Source organism: Neptunomonas antarctica (assembly GCF_001305295.1).
Lineage (GTDB): Bacteria > Pseudomonadota > Gammaproteobacteria > Pseudomonadales > Balneatricaceae > Neptunomonas > Neptunomonas antarctica.
Map to the genome: position 1 here is coordinate 520,064 of NZ_LJSI01000053.1, position 14,676 is coordinate 534,739.

Sequence of the window (14,676 nt, forward strand, 5' to 3'; positions counted from 1 at the left end):
TGAGGAATAAAAAATGAACGATTTAACCTTAACCGAACTGGCAACATTGCTTTCTGTGTTTAATCGAGCAGGATTATCTGATCTTGATAAAACAGAACAGGAAATGTTTGAACGTATCCAGCATGCGCATGCAGAGCGTCTGGAACTGGAAAGCATGGACTTTGACGATTGTCTTGGCGGCGCGTGTAAGCTGTAATGACAATGCTTAAACCTTATTACATTGGTGCGCATGTGAGTGCCAGTGGCGGTGTTGAAAATGCACCGCTGAATGCGGAAAAAATTGGCGCGAACGCTTTTGCTTTTTTTACCAAAAATCAGCGTCGTTGGGATGCTAAGCCCCTGACGGAAAAAAGTATTGGGTTGTTCAAGGAGCGCTGTACTTCACGTGGTTTTTGCCGTGATCAAATATTGCCGCACGACAGTTACTTAATCAATTTAGGGCATCCGGAAACGGATGCGCTGGAAAAATCGCGTCTGGCATTTATTGATGAAATACGTCGTTGTCAGCAATTGGGGTTGAAATACCTGAACTTTCATCCGGGTAGTCATTTACGGGTTTTATCTGAATCTGAGTGCTTGCAGCGCATTGCTGAGTCTATCAATCTGGCGCATACAGAAACGGATGATGTCATTGCCGTGATCGAAACCACCGCTGGACAAGGTAGTAATCTGGGATATAACTTTTCACAAATTGCGCAGATTATTGACGGTGTCACGGATAAGCAACGTGTGGGTGTATGTATCGATACGTGCCATATTTTTGCCGCCGGTTATCCGCTAATAACACCTGAAGATTGTGAAACGACCTTTAATGAATTTTCTGAAAAGGTGGGTTTTTCATATTTATGTGCCATGCATTTGAATGATTCAAAAGCGGCATTAGGTGCACGTGTTGATCGTCATCACAGTCTTGGTCACGGTGAAATGGGGCTGGAAGTTTTTAAATTTATTATGCAGGATGATCGTTTTAGAGGTGTGCCGTTGGTGCTTGAAACGATTGATGAAACGGTCTGGCCCGAAGAAATACAGCTTCTCAGGGGTTTTAGTCAGCCTGTTAGCAGTTCATGAAATAAAAGCTATACTTAATCTATCTTATATTAACAGTGTTGTTTTTTCCTATGTATAGAAATACTGTCTTCATTAAAAGGTGCGGGCAGTTTTATCTGTTTATATGCCTTTTATTGACCATGACGTTAGTTACTGCAAATACGGATGCGAGTCCCCGCAGTAAGGTATTAGTGATCAATTCTTATCATCACGGCTTTCCTTGGTCTGATGGCATCTATCAAGGCCTGAGTAAGGTGCTCGAAGAATCCGGTTTAGCGGTCGATTTGCAGGTGGAGTATCTTGATACAAAGCGCTATTCAGTGGATAGCATGTTCCCATTAATGGCGTCTGTGTTGGCGGTAAAAAATAAGGGTCACATTGACGCGATCCTCGTCACTGATAATAACGCGTTGAATTTTCTGTTGCGGTATAGATCATCCCATTTCGCGGGTATTCCCGTTGTATTTGTCGGTATTAATTTTTATTCAGATACAATTATTGAAAATGATACGTTGATAACCGGTATTGCTGAAACAACAGCGCCTGACGCTAATTTCCAGTTAATTTTGACGCTTCATCCAGACGTAAAAGAAATAGTATTGTTAAGTGATTCCACAACATCAGGGCTTGCAGAACAGGCGATTTTTTCACAAGCGGCAGAAAAGTACGCCTCTCGTTTTTCTATAAAATCTATCAGTGATTGGACATGGTCTGAGTTAAAGCAGTTACTTACTGAGCTGGAGCCTGGTTCAGTCGTCTTTCGTTTACCTCTACACAGTGATAACACGGGTCTTTCAATTAGCTTGAAGGAGAGTGTTGGGATTCTTCTTGAGAGAACGGCTGTTCCTATCTATTCAGCGTGGGATACCGCTATTGCTGAAGGGCTGCTGGGTGGTTATGTCGCAACCTCTACGCTGCAAGGACAAGTAGCCGCTGAGTATCTTTTAGACATTCTTAAAGGCCGGCCAGTAAGCGAATTACCGATCATTATAGACAGCCCCACCGAGCCTGTTTTTAATGGGCGGGCTATGCAACACTTTGAGATTGACCAAGCTTTGGTTCCTGAAAATAGCGTTATTCTTGATCCTGAGCCTGTAGGAGAACGTTTAGTTTATCTTATTATCTCTCTTATTATACTGTTGACTGGCTTAGGCTTTTTTGTTTACCAGTGGTTGACTAAAAAACAGGAATTAGTGTCTTTAAATGATGAACTTGATCACGTCATAGATAAATCCTTGTTGTTGCGAGCGTTAATGGATTCTAATCCAGACCATATTTATGCTAAAGGCCTGGATGGTTCTTATATTGATTTTAATCAATCGTTTACTGAATTTGTAGGCCGCCCGCGAGAGGAAATATTAGGGCGGCGTGTGGAAGATTTTTTTGCTGATATCAATATAAATCTAACCAATGAACAAGATGCACAGGTCTTCTTAAAAGGTCAGGTTAATACTAAAGAAATCTGGGTTCCCAGGCGTGAGGGTGTCGATCAGTTGATCGAGTGTATAAAAACACCGTTGAAAAATCCAGATGGTAAGGTGATTGGACTATTGGCGGTGAATCGCAATATTACCCGAAGATATTTTGAAAATGCATTACTGAAACAGAATACACGTGTTTTAGATATGCTTATTCGTGGTGTGCCACTGAATAATATTCTCAATGAAATAGTGAAAGGTATCGAAGGGGTTTACGCTAATAGTTTGTGCTCAATATTATTAATGGCTAAAGATAAAAAGCATCTTGTACATGGAGCGGCACCTAGTTTGCCTGAATTTTATATTGAGGCCATTAATGGTATAGCGATTGGAAAAGGTGTTGGCTCATGTGGCACGGCGGCGGCAATAGGCAAGTTGGTTGTTGTTGGTGATATTCAGAACCACCCCTATTGGGTTGATTTCAAAGAACTGGCTTTAAAGGCCGGGCTTGCTTCCTGTTGGTCGCAGCCGATTATTGGATCTGGTGATGAGGTTCTGGGAACATTTGCTATTTACTACCGGCATCTGCATGAACCTAGTGTTGATCATATAGCCATGATGGAACAGGCGTCTCAATTAGTGAGTCTGGTGCTTGAGCGAAAGCACGTTGAAGGGGATTTGCAAAAAATATCGAGGGCGTTGGAACAGAGTCCAACGATGGTGCTAATTACCGATGAAACAGGAAAAATTGAATATGTAAACGAAGAGTTTACAGAGGTCAGCGGTTATTTTCTTAATGAAATAAGGGGCCTTACTCCCGCTATTTTAAATGCCGGCGAAACCGACCCTGAATTTTACAAAGAGATGTGGGCGGTAATTCAGGCAGGAAACGACTGGCATGGTGAAGTTCTTAACAGAACAAAAGCGGGTCAGTCCTACTGGTCGATGTTATCAATCTCTCCCATTCTGGATGAATCAAAAAAAATTACGCATTATATCGGTGTGAGTGAAGATATATCAGCGAAGAAGCAGACCCAGAAGCAGATTGAACAGCTGGCTTTTTATGATCCATTGACCCGTTTAGGAAATCGACGATTATTTAAAGAGCAGCTTGAGGTTGAGTTAAAAAAAGCAAAGAGGAACTCAACAATATTTGCCTTGTTTTATCTGGATTTGGATAATTTCAAACAGATTAATGACACCTTAGGACATGATGCAGGTGATGGTCTGTTGATGGCGATAGCAGATCGATTACGGAGTACCTTAAGAAACTCGGATTTGATCGCTCGCTTAGGAGGAGATGAATTTATCGTGCTCTTACCTAACGTCAGTGGTCCTGCTGAAGTAGGAACGGTTGCCCAAAAATTGCTGAAGTCGATCAATATGCCTATTTCTTTAGGGGGGAGTGATATAAAAGCGACTGTGAGTATGGGTATTACGATGGCTCCGTCTGATGGAGATGATTGGGCGGTGTTGATGAAAAATGCTGACCTGGCTATGTATCGGGCGAAAAGTAAAGGGCGCAACAACTTTCAATTGTTCACCCAAGAAATGAACATAGAGGTCATTAATCGCGCAAATATGGAGCAGCAGTTGCGTAGTGCGCTGAAAAATAAAGAGTTTTGTGTTCATTATCAGCCTCAGTGGACAATTATGAGTGAGTTGTTACCTGTCTGCTTGGAGGCGTTAGTGCGTTGGGATCACCCTCAAAGAGGTCGGGTTTCTCCTGCGGAATTTATCCCGATTGCGGAAGAGTTGGGATTGATTGTTGAGTTGGGGGAATGGGTATTGAATGAATCCTGTCGTCAAGGGCGTCAATTAATCGATGCCGGACACGCTATTCGTATCGCGGTGAACCTTTCAATGCGACAGTTTTTCGATCCGGAGTTACTGAATAAAATCACAGCAGCGTTAACATTGCATAACTTTCCAGCGTCGATGCTTGAGTTGGAAATTACAGAATCCATGATAATAGAAGATGTTGATGTGGTAGTGGATACCTTGCATCAGTTAAAACATCTGGGCGTATCATTGGCGATCGATGATTTCGGAACAGGTTATTCTTCCTTGAGTTATTTAAAACGTTTACCTTTTGATCATCTTAAAGTAGACGCTTCTTTTGTCCGTGACATCCCGCATGATAAAAATGATATGGAAATCACATCGGCTGTTATAGCAATGGCGCATAAATTGGGATTGAAGGTGATTGCAGAAGGCATTGAAACGCACGAACAGATGGCTTTTTTAAGGGAAAATAATTGTGAAATGGGGCAAGGTTATTTGCTAGCAAGACCTGCCTCGCTCGAAGAAATAATGAAATATATTGATGTTGAAATGGATTCTAGCAGCGACTGATTTAATCTGTTTGTCATTAAACTTTCATATGATTACACATTGGTATTTTTGTTATCACGGTAATCAATATGCAATCTGCTGTAATACCGCTGCCATTCTCTGAAGATGAGCAGTCGCTGAGTTATATTATTAAGAACGGTGCAATAACGGCCTATTTTCAACCAATATTTGACCTGATGACGGGCGATGCGATTGGTCATGAAGCCCTGTCTCGCGGTCCGGAAGGCAGTGCATTGTTCTCCCCGGATCAGCTATTTCAGACGGCCGTTGCCTCCGGACGATTGCATGAACTTGAGTTGCTTTGTCGCGGCAAATCATTACAGCGTTTTTCCGAATTGGCACTGCCTGGCAAGCTGTTTCTTAATATATCAGCGTCGTTGCTGAGTTCTGTTGATCATCAAAAGGGAATGACGCTGGCGTTGTTAGAAGCGATGGACATACCCCGGGATCGAATCATTATTGAGCTTTCAGAGCAGCATCCCTATGATCATTTTGGTCTGTCTCGTGCCTCTGTCGAATATTACCGGCGTATGGGTTTTGAAATTGCTATTGATGATCTGGGTGTGGGTTATTCCGGATTACGCTTATGGTCAGAACTGCAGCCTGAGTACGTTAAAATTGATAAGCATTTTATTAGTGGCGTCGATAAAGATGCGGTAAAGCGTGAGTTCGTTCGCTCTATTATTGCTATCGCTAACACCCTTCAATGCAAAATTATTGCTGAAGGGATAGAGACTCAATCTGAGTTGGACATGTTGATGGCGCTGGGCGTGACACTCGGGCAGGGATACTTGTTGGGTTATCCTGTGCAAGTACCAGATCAATTTCATAATAAATTGCTGGTCAATAAAGCGCTGCGTAGTGAGCAGAAATCTCGGCTTGATGCAGAAGAAACGGTGATTTCATTATCTCAGCCGGTGCTTGCTGTTAATGAAGATGTCCAATTGAAAGAGTTGCACAAGATTTTTAAAGAAAAGCCGGGCCTACATACCATTCCTGTATTAGCTAATGGTATGCCTGTCGGGGTGGTTAGACGAAATGATCTGCTGGAGTTATTTTCCACCCAATACGGCAGGGCGCTTGACGAGCACAAAACAGTTTCACGGTTATTAAAAAAAGAGATATTGGTCGTCGAGAGTGATGTGAGCTTATCAAAAGTGTCACGCCTACTTACGACGCAGGATTCCGATAATATCCATAATGAAATTATTATTGTTCAGGAAGGTTGTTATCTGGGGATGGGGCGTTTACGGGACTTACTGAAAAGAATAACCGAACTGAAAATACAGAATGCAACCTATGCTAATCCGCTGACGCTGCTACCGGGTAATGTACCTATTAATATAGAAGTGAATCGTTGTCTGAAACAGGCGCGGAACTTCAGAGTAGCGTATTTCGATCTCAACGACTTTAAACCGTTCAATGATTACTATGGCTATGCTCAAGGCGATCAGGTTATACAGTTGTTAGGGCGTTTAATTAAACAGCATGCTACCCATGCCGATAATTTTATCGGGCATATCGGCGGTGATGATTTTGTGGTTGTCTTTGGCTCTGCCCAGTGGGAAGAAAGTTGCCAGGCTATTTTGAAAGATTTCGCTAAGAAAGCAAAAGATCTGTATGCCCCAAAAGAACGTGAAGAAGGTGGTTTATGGGGGGTGACCCGTTCTCAAGAAAGAGTTTTTCATAATATTATTAGTTTGGCTGTTGGTGTGGTTAATCCGGATTCGCTGGCTTGTGAGAGTCATCTTGAGGTGTCAGAACTGGCGGCAGAGGCTAAGAAGGCTGCAAAAAACATGGGTGGTAATGCGCTCTTCCTCTCCCGACGACGCAAAATAAGGCTGTTTCGCGCTAACTGTAAAATCTGAGATCCATTATTACTTTCATAATATTCGGCTCTGGTTTTCTGTTGTTTAATAGGCAACCGGTCAACTCTCATGAAAGATGAATGCTGTCTTATTTAGAATGAAATAAGAAGATAAAAGCAGCCGAAAGGCTGTTTTTTGATAGGGGGGGGTGGTTCGGTAGCAAGGCAGGTTCGTGCAATACTGTTTCTTGATTTGGATAAGTTCAAAAATCTGAATGACACATTGGGACATGCTATGGGTGATTTGCTGTTGTAACAAGTGACAGGACGCCTGACTGCATGCCTCCGAGAAGGCGATGCCGTAGCCCGTTTTGGGGGTGATGAGTTTGTCGTGCTATTAGAAAATCTGAGCGCACATGTTTACTATAATTTCTCTAGCATAGGCGCTACCTTGGCCATGAACTGATGCCAGAGGAATTGTTAAAACAGGCGGATATTGCCATGTATGCATCCAAGGTCGAAGGCGGCAATACCCTGCGTTTTTTTGACCAAATGAAGCAGAAGGCTATCATTGCCCGTGTTCACCTTGAAAATTTGCTACGCACAGCCATTGAACAGCAGCAATTCCAATTACACTATCAAATGCAAGTCGACCGTGCGGGTCAACCTTTAGGTGCTTACAGTTACGCGGCGAGTGCTGCAACCAAATTTAGAGTATTTTTGCTCGTTACTAAATATGCTGCAGCAACATCTATCCATCTAATTTTCGGTAATTTAGGCTGATTTACTTGTACTTCATTAACTTTTAACTGATCCTGCAGATTCCAACCTCTATAGTTCAAATAAGGGGGGCTTTATGAAATCGCTTTTTTTCATCATGTTGATTGCTTTCACCACCATACTTTCTGGTTGTTTTGTTGGATCGAAAACACCGCTTTTCACCGATGGTGATGATCTAGGAGTCAGCAGCAACACCTACGCGCTGAAAAACACATCCAACGAAGTTAGTATGATGGGATTGCTTCTTCTAAGCCGTAAAGGTAATACACATCAGTTTCATGACGCACTTATTGCTGCTACCGAAGATCGCTCTATCATCGATTTATACCAAGGTTCGCTGGTTTTCAAAAAGATTCCTTCTTACTCGAATTATTTCCTGATACAAAACACTCAGGTTTATAACGGTGAAAACATATATTCGTATTGGCTTGCGCATAAAAAAGAAAGGCGCCTGCAGATTTCAATGATGAAACTTAATAATCAACAGTTACAAATCGCAAAAAAGTCTGGCTTAAAATTCAGCGACGGGAAGCGAAGTGTCACGGTAGACTCCAAGGAAAGCCTAATCGAATATGCCCAATATTGGCTCGAACTAAAAGGCAGTGATTGGGTTTCGGATAGTATTTCAGAGAAAACCTTAGCCGATGGTGATAGACAATCCAGTTTTCAAATTATCGAATCACAACCAATAATTAACACAGCTAAGCAACACATTTACGATCAATTGTGTTTGATCGCTGCAGGCCATCCTGATGACACTGATGTGCAAGCACTCCCTGCACCCAATGCCAAAGGTGTTAGATCGATAAGTCAAATCAAACCCGAAGCAATGGCTTTTTGTCGGCGAGAAAGTCTTAATACAGCGCCTTTCGCTGTCCAATACGCATTAGCTAGGGCCTATTTTCAACATCACATTTATTTACCTAAGGGAAGTGATGAAGGCTCACTCGCAATTAGTAAGAGATTAGTTGCAGCCGGAGATCCTCTCGCTCATATCCTCTTGGCCAGCCACTATTTATCTGGTACTGGGGTAGAAAAAAACCTCGCTAAGGCCCAAAAAATACTAGAGCAATCTGCTCCACATCCTGCCGTATTAGCATCACTAGGCTATTACTACTTGTATGGATATTTAGGAAAAAAGGATGAGCAACAGGCCAAAGTTTTATTCGAACAGGCGATAGAGCTCGGTAGCGTCATAGCTATGGGAAGACTAGGCCTTATGTACCAAAATGGTTTAGGTATAGAAAAAGACCAAAAAAAGGGCTTAACATTAATAATCCAAGCAGCAAACAAGGGTGACTCGGAAGCGCAATATTATCTAGGCAATACCTATTATTATGCTCGTGGAACCCCTCTTAATTATACGCGCGCCTTAAGCAATTACAAAAAAGCAGCTGCAGGCAATTATGCGAGAGCCATGTACGCACTCGGGTTTATGTATTACCAAGGCCAGGGCGTTGAAGCCAGCCGTATTGAAACATTATCGTGGCTCAGAAAAGGCGCCAAGCTTGATGATATTGCTGCACGCGACCTTCATTCCGAAGTTTATTACAACAACCCAGCAACGGTAGATAAAAATGATACCTACCAAAAATGGCTGCTGGAAGGCGCTGAGTCAGGTAACCCAAGGCTTCAGTTTTTACTTGGCTCACTGTATGAAAACGGCAGAGAACAGCAGTCAGATAAACACAATAGTCGTGCACTATTCTGGTACCAAAAAGCCGCAAACCAGGGCCACAATCATGCTCAATATGCCAGCGCCCTTATTTTACTTAAGTTGAGAAATCATCGTGATGCGTTGGAATATCTGACTAAAGCATCTGCAGAAAATTTTGCACTTGCAACGCTTAAATTAGGTGACCTTCATACCAACGGACTTTCCTCCGGCAACAATGCTGTCGCTCTTAAAGCCGATATCCAAAAGGCTATATCGTATTATGAAATGGCAGCACAGCAAGGCAATAGTAACGGTTTACTAAAAGCAGGGATGACCTATTACAGTGGTCGTATCAAAGGTATACGTCGCATAGCTATAAATAAAACAAAAGCGCTCAACTACTTTAAACAGGCGGCAGCATCAGGAATCCCGCGCGCTCAAGGAATCTTAGGCAGCATTTACCAATATGGAGATGGAGTGGCTCAGGATTACAAAAAAGCTTTTAATTTATATCAAAAGGCGGCCGCTCAAGATGATACTGAATCAATCTTTGCCCTCGGCACCCTCTATCAATATGGATATGGTGTAAAACAAGATTATGCACAAGCCATTACTTGGTACAACAAAGCGTCGGCCAAACAGTATCCGCGCTCATGGAACAACCTTGGCATACTTATAGAGAAAGGTCGTGGTACCAAGCGAGACTTACCTAATGCCATCAATTTTTATCAACTGGCCGCAGATAAAGGCATTGCTGAAGCCCATGGGAATTTAGCGAGAATTTGGGCGACTGAACCAGCCACCCGCAATGCAGATAAAGCATTCGAGCATGCTAAAACTGCCATTGAAATTCAAGATAAAGCATATTTTCACGAATTATTAGCTGCTGCTTACGCCGCTAAAGGACAGTTCCAAGATGCTATAGCAGAACAAGCCACTGCAATTGCTATGTCCGCACGAAGTAACTTTTCACACCCTATACAAGACTATCGATTGAAGCTCTATCGTGAGCACAAAAGATTAACTTGCGTCAAAGAAGAAGGGCCTGGCTGCTTTTAGGAAAGAAGCAAAGGGAATCGATAGGATACCCAAAACAACCGAATGATGTTCAATTTTACTAGTATTATTTATTAAGATGGGTCTCCAATTAATCGTTACGAGTAGCCCAAGGGAACTGCCTCCTCAAGCTCTCATTGAACAAGTGCTTTGAAAGGATCATCCACGATTAATGGTGCTTAGTATCTCCAGCTACTTTATCCATGTAAGCGAAGATCAGTCCTGAAAAAACAAATGTTAAATGGATGATTACTTTCCACATAATCACATTTGTTTGTTCATCCGTAAGGCTTACGGGAATATTCATAAAAGTTTTTAACAGGTCAATGGCGGAGATCGCAACAATCGCTCCAATGACTTTTAGTTTGAGTCCTGAAAAGTTGACCTTTCCCATCCAATCAGGTCGGTCTTCATGATTATCCAAATTAATTTTTGATATGAAAATTTCGTATCCGCTAAAAATAATCATCAGTAATAAGCTACCGACAAGTGACAAATCAACTAACGCCAGAATGCCAATCACGACGTCACTTTCCGACATAGAGACAACATGACTGGCGATATGCCAAAATTCTTGAACAAATTTTACAAACAGCAATACAATGCTAAGCACTAATCCAACGTAAAAGGGAGCTAATAACCAACGACTTTTGAATATGGTTGTTTCTAGTGCGACTTCAAGTTTGTTTGACATGTATTTCTCGGTTATAAAGCACTTAATACTGCTGATTGGTTGATTAATAAATATAATATTATCGTCATATGACGCAGTTCATTTTACAGGCTTCATCATAAATATAGGCACTTATTATCTGAAATCGAGGATTAATTACAAGGCTAATTCTGTATGCAATAGAAATGGTTCAGTAGTATTTGTCGCAGAGAGTTATCTGCTCGTTTAGTGTCATTGTATAATATTCAAAGAGTTAGGCTATATTGTTGCCCATCATTGATTTTTTACTATAGACCGGGTTAGGGATGCCCTGTAGGGAGTTGAACAAAGCATTCAGGTTCTGCCGGTGTAGTGAATCATAAACAGCTGATATCAGGGTATTTATCGTCCCAGCAATCCGCAGTCGCTTAACGTTTGAAATAAAAAAGGACGCGGTTTAGAAAAACCGCGTCCTATTATGTCGTTATCTATGTCGTTACCTATTTCGGTAAAAGCACCGCGTCGATAACATGTATAACACCGTTACTCGCTTCCACATCAGTCATAACCACGTTGGCATTGTCGATCATTACACTACCATCAGCGGTCTTAATCATTAGCTTTTGACCCTGTACAGTATCTGCGCTATCTAATTTTACGACATCTGCAGCGTTAACTTTGCCAGGTACTACGTGGTATGTGAGTACAGCAACAAGTTTGGCTTTGTTTTCAGGCTTTAGTAGCATGTCCAAGGTGCCGTCAGGAAGCTTCGCAAAAGCCTCGTCTGTTGGCGCAAATACAGTAAATGGACCATCACCTTTCAAGGTTTCAACGAGTTCTGCTGCCTTGATAGCGGCGACAAGCGTATTAAACGAACCGTTTTCTGCAGCCACATCCACAATATCTTTTTTCATACCATGGCTGTCTGCATAAGAAATGGGCGTAAAAGCTAAGCTTGCGACTACAACAGCTAATATAGCGGTTAATTTTTTAAACATTATCATTTCCTTTTAAAGTTTGTTTGTTTGTTTGTTTGTTGTTTGCTTTGTCCAATACCTTTACGAAGAATCTTGATAAATAGATCAACGTGGATAGGTGAGTTTTATATTTATTGGGAGGGTTCATTACCTTCGTTCGCGTCAGACGTATCGCAGCAAGAAAATACAGGTGCTTCTTTTCAAAAAAACGGGGCCTGCCGCCTGATTTTGGCGTCCGGCACTAATCAGACTATACTGGCGTATAAGATTATGTCCTTGTTGTCATTCCTCTTAATAATAGAAGCAATGCACTACCGCCTCAGGTTCTATTTTTAACTAATGGAGAATCATCGATGAGTAAGTACTGGAACCCGGAGTTTTGTGTAGCAGACTTTACGATAGAAGATGACACTATTATTTGTGATAGTTTTTATCAGATGCGGGAAGTGCGGTTACAGCATCAACGCTTTGACGGTGGCACGGTCAGTTTGAAGCGAGATTTATTTTGGCGTCCTGATGCAGTGTGTGTGCTTCTTTATGATCCTGTAAGGGAAACCGTTGTGTTGATCGAGCAATTCCGTATAGGTGCGATCGATCATCCGCGCAGCCCTTGGTTACTTGAGTTGGTGGCGGGGCTAGTGGAGCCGGGTGAGACGATAGAAGAAGTGGCGCGTCGTGAAAGTATAGAGGAAGCGGGTGCGAAGATACTGCATTTAGAGCATATCAGCCGCTTTACACCCAGCCCGGGTGGTGCGCGTGAGTATATCGATCTCTATTGTGGTTGTGTGGATAGCGAAGGTCTTGGCGGTATACATGGGTTGGAAGGCGAAGGGGAAAACATTAAGGTTCACCTTTTTCCGGTAGACACGGCAATAGCCATGATAAAAACCGGTGATGTGGATAACGCCGCCGGTATTATCGCTTTACAATGGTTGCAGCTTAACCGATCCATAATTAAAGAGAAGTGGAGTACGAACGCCGAATGAAACGTAAGTATGTACCTGATTTAACGCGTCAAATGGCTGTGTGTGAAGTCAACTATGCGCGTTTGAATAAACTCATGCCTGACTTGGAGGGATGTGATGTGCGCGAATTCCAACTGGTATGGGGTGAGCATCAGGCGCAGATCCGGATTAAAGTCGAAGAGCGGTTTGTCTATACCACGACCTTGCAAATTTCACAGCAAGAACAGAGTGGCTCGTCTTGGTTGGATTCACCTGCCTTAGTGGTCAGGCTTTACCATGATGCTAATATGGCTGAAGTTATCTGCTTAAAGCGCCGTCGTCAGTTATCAGGGGTTTATCCCTATCCTAATCGTGAAATGCATCAGCCCGATGAAAAAGTTCAGTTGAACGAATATCTGGGTGAGTGGCTAAGCCATTGTCAGCAATATGGGCAGCTGATTGAACCCGTGTTTAGCGTTGATGCATAAGTTTGATGCATAGCCTGTGAATGAGTCTGATGAGTAAGCCTGATGAATAAAATACGGATTATCCAGGTGACGGACTGCCATTTGCAGGCGAGTGCTGATCACGACTTCAAAGGAGAGAATCCTGAGCAGCGATTATTAGCGACACTCACGCATATCCGTAAGGATCATCCGTTTCCTGATGTGCTGCTTTTGACAGGTGACCTTGCCCATCACGGTTATGAATCTGCCTATAAGCGGCTGCAGACATATACCCAAGGCATGGCCAAAAAAGTGCGTTGGATACCGGGTAATCATGATGTTGCGGCTACGATGCAGGAATACACTGAGTTATCCGGGAAGGTAATTTGCCAGGGGAGTTGGTGTATCATCTTGCTGGACTCGACCGCTGAGGCTGATGGTAAAGGTAAAGGTTCATTGTCTGCTGATGAGTTAAGCTGGTTGAATAAAGTAGCAGCCGAACACGTTGGGAAATATCTGTTGTTGGTGTTACATCACCCTCCGCTCGCGGTGGGTAGCCTGTGGCAGGATCAGATCATGCTGGGCAATGCTCAGTCTTTCTTGTCGCAAGTTGGCGGGTACGAAACGCTTAAATTACTGCTCTGCGGGCATCTGCATCAGGATCATCAATTGCAACATAACGATGTGACTGTGCTGGCCACACCGGCAACAGCACCACAGTTTGCCGTAGGAACCGCTGCGCCTGAACTGGAATCTGATCCTTATCTGTCATTACCGGGATACCGCGTGATTGACCTGTTTGATGATGGTCGATTTAGTACAGAGGTTAAGCGAGTAACCTTCTGACCTTGTATCGTGGCTTAACCTTCGGTATCTTTCTTGCAAACACTGTAAGGATAGCCAGTATGTTATCGCCGCTTTTTATTTACGTGCATGGCTTCAATAGCTCTCCCGATTCTATAAAAGCCCGCTTGTTAGGCGAATACCTCGCCATGCATGCTGATAAAGGCGATTATGTCGTCCCACACCTATCTCACTGGCCTGGCGAAGCAATGCAGCAGTTGGAGGTGTTAGTTCAGGAGCATACCGGGCGGCCCATCGTACTCGTGGGCAGTTCATTAGGCGGCTATTATAGTCTGTGGTTAACCGAGCACTATGAACATTGCCGGGCCGTTTTAGTTAACCCTGCTATGTATCCGTATCTATTGTTATCGGGTTGGCTTGGCGATAACCAAAACATCTATACGCATGAAAGCTACACCCTGACCCGTGAACATCTGCAACAACTGCAGGCTGTTGCGATTAAATCGATTAATGATCCGGCGCGTTATTTGTTGCTGGTACAGACGGCAGATGAAGTGCTGGATTATCGCGAAGCTGTTGAGTTTTTTAAACACTCGGAGATGTTCGTTCAATCAGGTGGCAGTCATGGTTTTGATCAATTTGAAAAACTGATACCGGCAATCATCAGTTTTTCTCGGGGGCAGGCAGAATTACCCGAAGCCACCCCTTTACCCTCTTTTACTGAGTAACAGGA

At 43.0% G+C, this 14,676-nt stretch carries 12 protein-coding genes and 1 pseudogene; 11 read left to right on the forward strand and 2 right to left on the reverse strand.

The window, feature by feature from the left end:
• Nucleotides 1–13: 13 nt before the first annotated feature.
• From Nant_RS17195 to Nant_RS17220, 7 genes and pseudogenes are all read left to right on the forward strand, one after another.
• Nucleotides 14–196, forward strand: coding sequence for a hypothetical protein (locus Nant_RS17195; protein ID WP_054342866.1), 183 nt, complete (start codon nucleotides 14–16; stop codon nucleotides 194–196).
• Nucleotides 196–1,068, forward strand: coding sequence for a deoxyribonuclease IV (nfo, locus tag Nant_RS17200; protein WP_054342867.1), 873 nt, complete (start codon nucleotides 196–198; stop codon nucleotides 1,066–1,068). The genes Nant_RS17195 and nfo overlap by 1 nt, the downstream gene beginning before the upstream one ends.
• Nucleotides 1,069–1,238: 170 nt before the next feature.
• Nucleotides 1,239–4,820: an ABC transporter substrate binding protein gene (locus Nant_RS17205; protein ID WP_162224954.1), complete on the forward strand. Its 3,582-nt coding sequence runs from the start codon at nucleotides 1,239–1,241 to the stop codon at nucleotides 4,818–4,820.
• A 68-nt stretch (nucleotides 4,821–4,888) separates the two neighbouring features.
• On the forward strand, nucleotides 4,889–6,688 hold the full coding sequence (locus Nant_RS17210; RefSeq protein ID WP_054342869.1) for a GGDEF domain-containing protein: 1,800 nt from the start codon (nucleotides 4,889–4,891) through the stop codon (nucleotides 6,686–6,688).
• A gap of 135 nt (nucleotides 6,689–6,823) precedes the next feature.
• Nucleotides 6,824–7,093 (forward strand): annotated as a pseudogene (locus tag Nant_RS21615) (diguanylate cyclase domain-containing protein).
• Complete coding sequence (locus tag Nant_RS17215; protein ID WP_054342870.1) at nucleotides 7,093–7,410, forward strand: hypothetical protein; 318 nt, start codon at nucleotides 7,093–7,095, stop codon at nucleotides 7,408–7,410. Before Nant_RS21615 ends, Nant_RS17215 begins: the two are co-directional and overlap by 1 nt.
• A 73-nt stretch (nucleotides 7,411–7,483) precedes the next feature.
• Nucleotides 7,484–10,123, forward strand: coding sequence for a tetratricopeptide repeat protein (locus Nant_RS17220; protein ID WP_054342871.1), 2,640 nt, complete (start codon nucleotides 7,484–7,486; stop codon nucleotides 10,121–10,123).
• Between the two features lie 166 nt (nucleotides 10,124–10,289).
• Here the strand turns inward: Nant_RS17220 and Nant_RS17225 are convergent, their stop codons facing one another.
• Together Nant_RS17225 and Nant_RS17230 are read right to left on the reverse strand one after the other, a co-directional pair.
• Nucleotides 10,290–10,814, reverse strand: coding sequence for a TIGR00645 family protein (locus Nant_RS17225; RefSeq protein ID WP_054342872.1), 525 nt, complete (start codon nucleotides 10,812–10,814; stop codon nucleotides 10,290–10,292).
• 458 nt (nucleotides 10,815–11,272) lie between these two features.
• Nucleotides 11,273–11,770, reverse strand: a complete 498-nt coding sequence (locus Nant_RS17230; protein ID WP_054342873.1) for a fasciclin domain-containing protein — start codon at nucleotides 11,768–11,770, stop codon at nucleotides 11,273–11,275.
• A 332-nt stretch (nucleotides 11,771–12,102) separates the two neighbouring features.
• Between Nant_RS17230 and Nant_RS17235 the strand changes: the two genes are divergently transcribed.
• From Nant_RS17235 to Nant_RS17250, 4 genes are read left to right on the forward strand one after another with little or no spacing between them, the layout of a single operon-like run.
• Nucleotides 12,103–12,735, forward strand: a complete 633-nt coding sequence (locus Nant_RS17235) for an NUDIX domain-containing protein (protein WP_054342874.1) — start codon at nucleotides 12,103–12,105, stop codon at nucleotides 12,733–12,735.
• Entirely contained in the window at nucleotides 12,732–13,181 is a 450-nt protein-coding gene (locus Nant_RS17240) for a DUF1249 domain-containing protein (RefSeq protein ID WP_054342875.1), read from the forward strand. Before Nant_RS17235 ends, Nant_RS17240 begins: the two co-directional genes overlap by 4 nt.
• A gap of 42 nt (nucleotides 13,182–13,223) precedes the next feature.
• The gene (locus Nant_RS17245) at nucleotides 13,224–13,985 is read left to right on the forward strand and encodes a metallophosphoesterase (protein ID WP_054342876.1); all 762 of its coding nucleotides are present in this window, start codon (nucleotides 13,224–13,226) and stop codon (nucleotides 13,983–13,985) included.
• 59 nt (nucleotides 13,986–14,044) lie between these two features.
• Complete coding sequence (locus tag Nant_RS17250) at nucleotides 14,045–14,671, forward strand: YqiA/YcfP family alpha/beta fold hydrolase (protein ID WP_054342877.1); 627 nt, start codon at nucleotides 14,045–14,047, stop codon at nucleotides 14,669–14,671.
• Nucleotides 14,672–14,676 lie beyond the last annotated feature (5 nt).

Coding starts and splice junctions, on each gene's coding strand:
- nfo (WP_054342867.1), top strand. CDS start 196: ATGACAATGCTTAAACCTTATTACATTGGTGCGCATGTGAGTGCCAGT.
- Nant_RS17230 (WP_054342873.1), bottom strand. CDS start 11,770: ATGTTTAAAAAATTAACCGCTATATTAGCTGTTGTAGTCGCAAGCTTA.
- Nant_RS17235 (WP_054342874.1), top strand. CDS start 12,103: ATGAGTAAGTACTGGAACCCGGAGTTTTGTGTAGCAGACTTTACGATA.
- Nant_RS17210 (WP_054342869.1), top strand. CDS start 4,889: ATGCAATCTGCTGTAATACCGCTGCCATTCTCTGAAGATGAGCAGTCG.
- Nant_RS17250 (WP_054342877.1), top strand. CDS start 14,045: ATGTTATCGCCGCTTTTTATTTACGTGCATGGCTTCAATAGCTCTCCC.
- Nant_RS17215 (WP_054342870.1), top strand. CDS start 7,093: ATGCCAGAGGAATTGTTAAAACAGGCGGATATTGCCATGTATGCATCC.
- Nant_RS17225 (WP_054342872.1), bottom strand. CDS start 10,814: ATGTCAAACAAACTTGAAGTCGCACTAGAAACAACCATATTCAAAAGT.
- Nant_RS17245 (WP_054342876.1), top strand. CDS start 13,224: ATGAATAAAATACGGATTATCCAGGTGACGGACTGCCATTTGCAGGCG.
- Nant_RS17220 (WP_054342871.1), top strand. CDS start 7,484: ATGAAATCGCTTTTTTTCATCATGTTGATTGCTTTCACCACCATACTT.
- Nant_RS17240 (WP_054342875.1), top strand. CDS start 12,732: ATGAAACGTAAGTATGTACCTGATTTAACGCGTCAAATGGCTGTGTGT.
- Nant_RS17195 (WP_054342866.1), top strand. CDS start 14: ATGAACGATTTAACCTTAACCGAACTGGCAACATTGCTTTCTGTGTTT.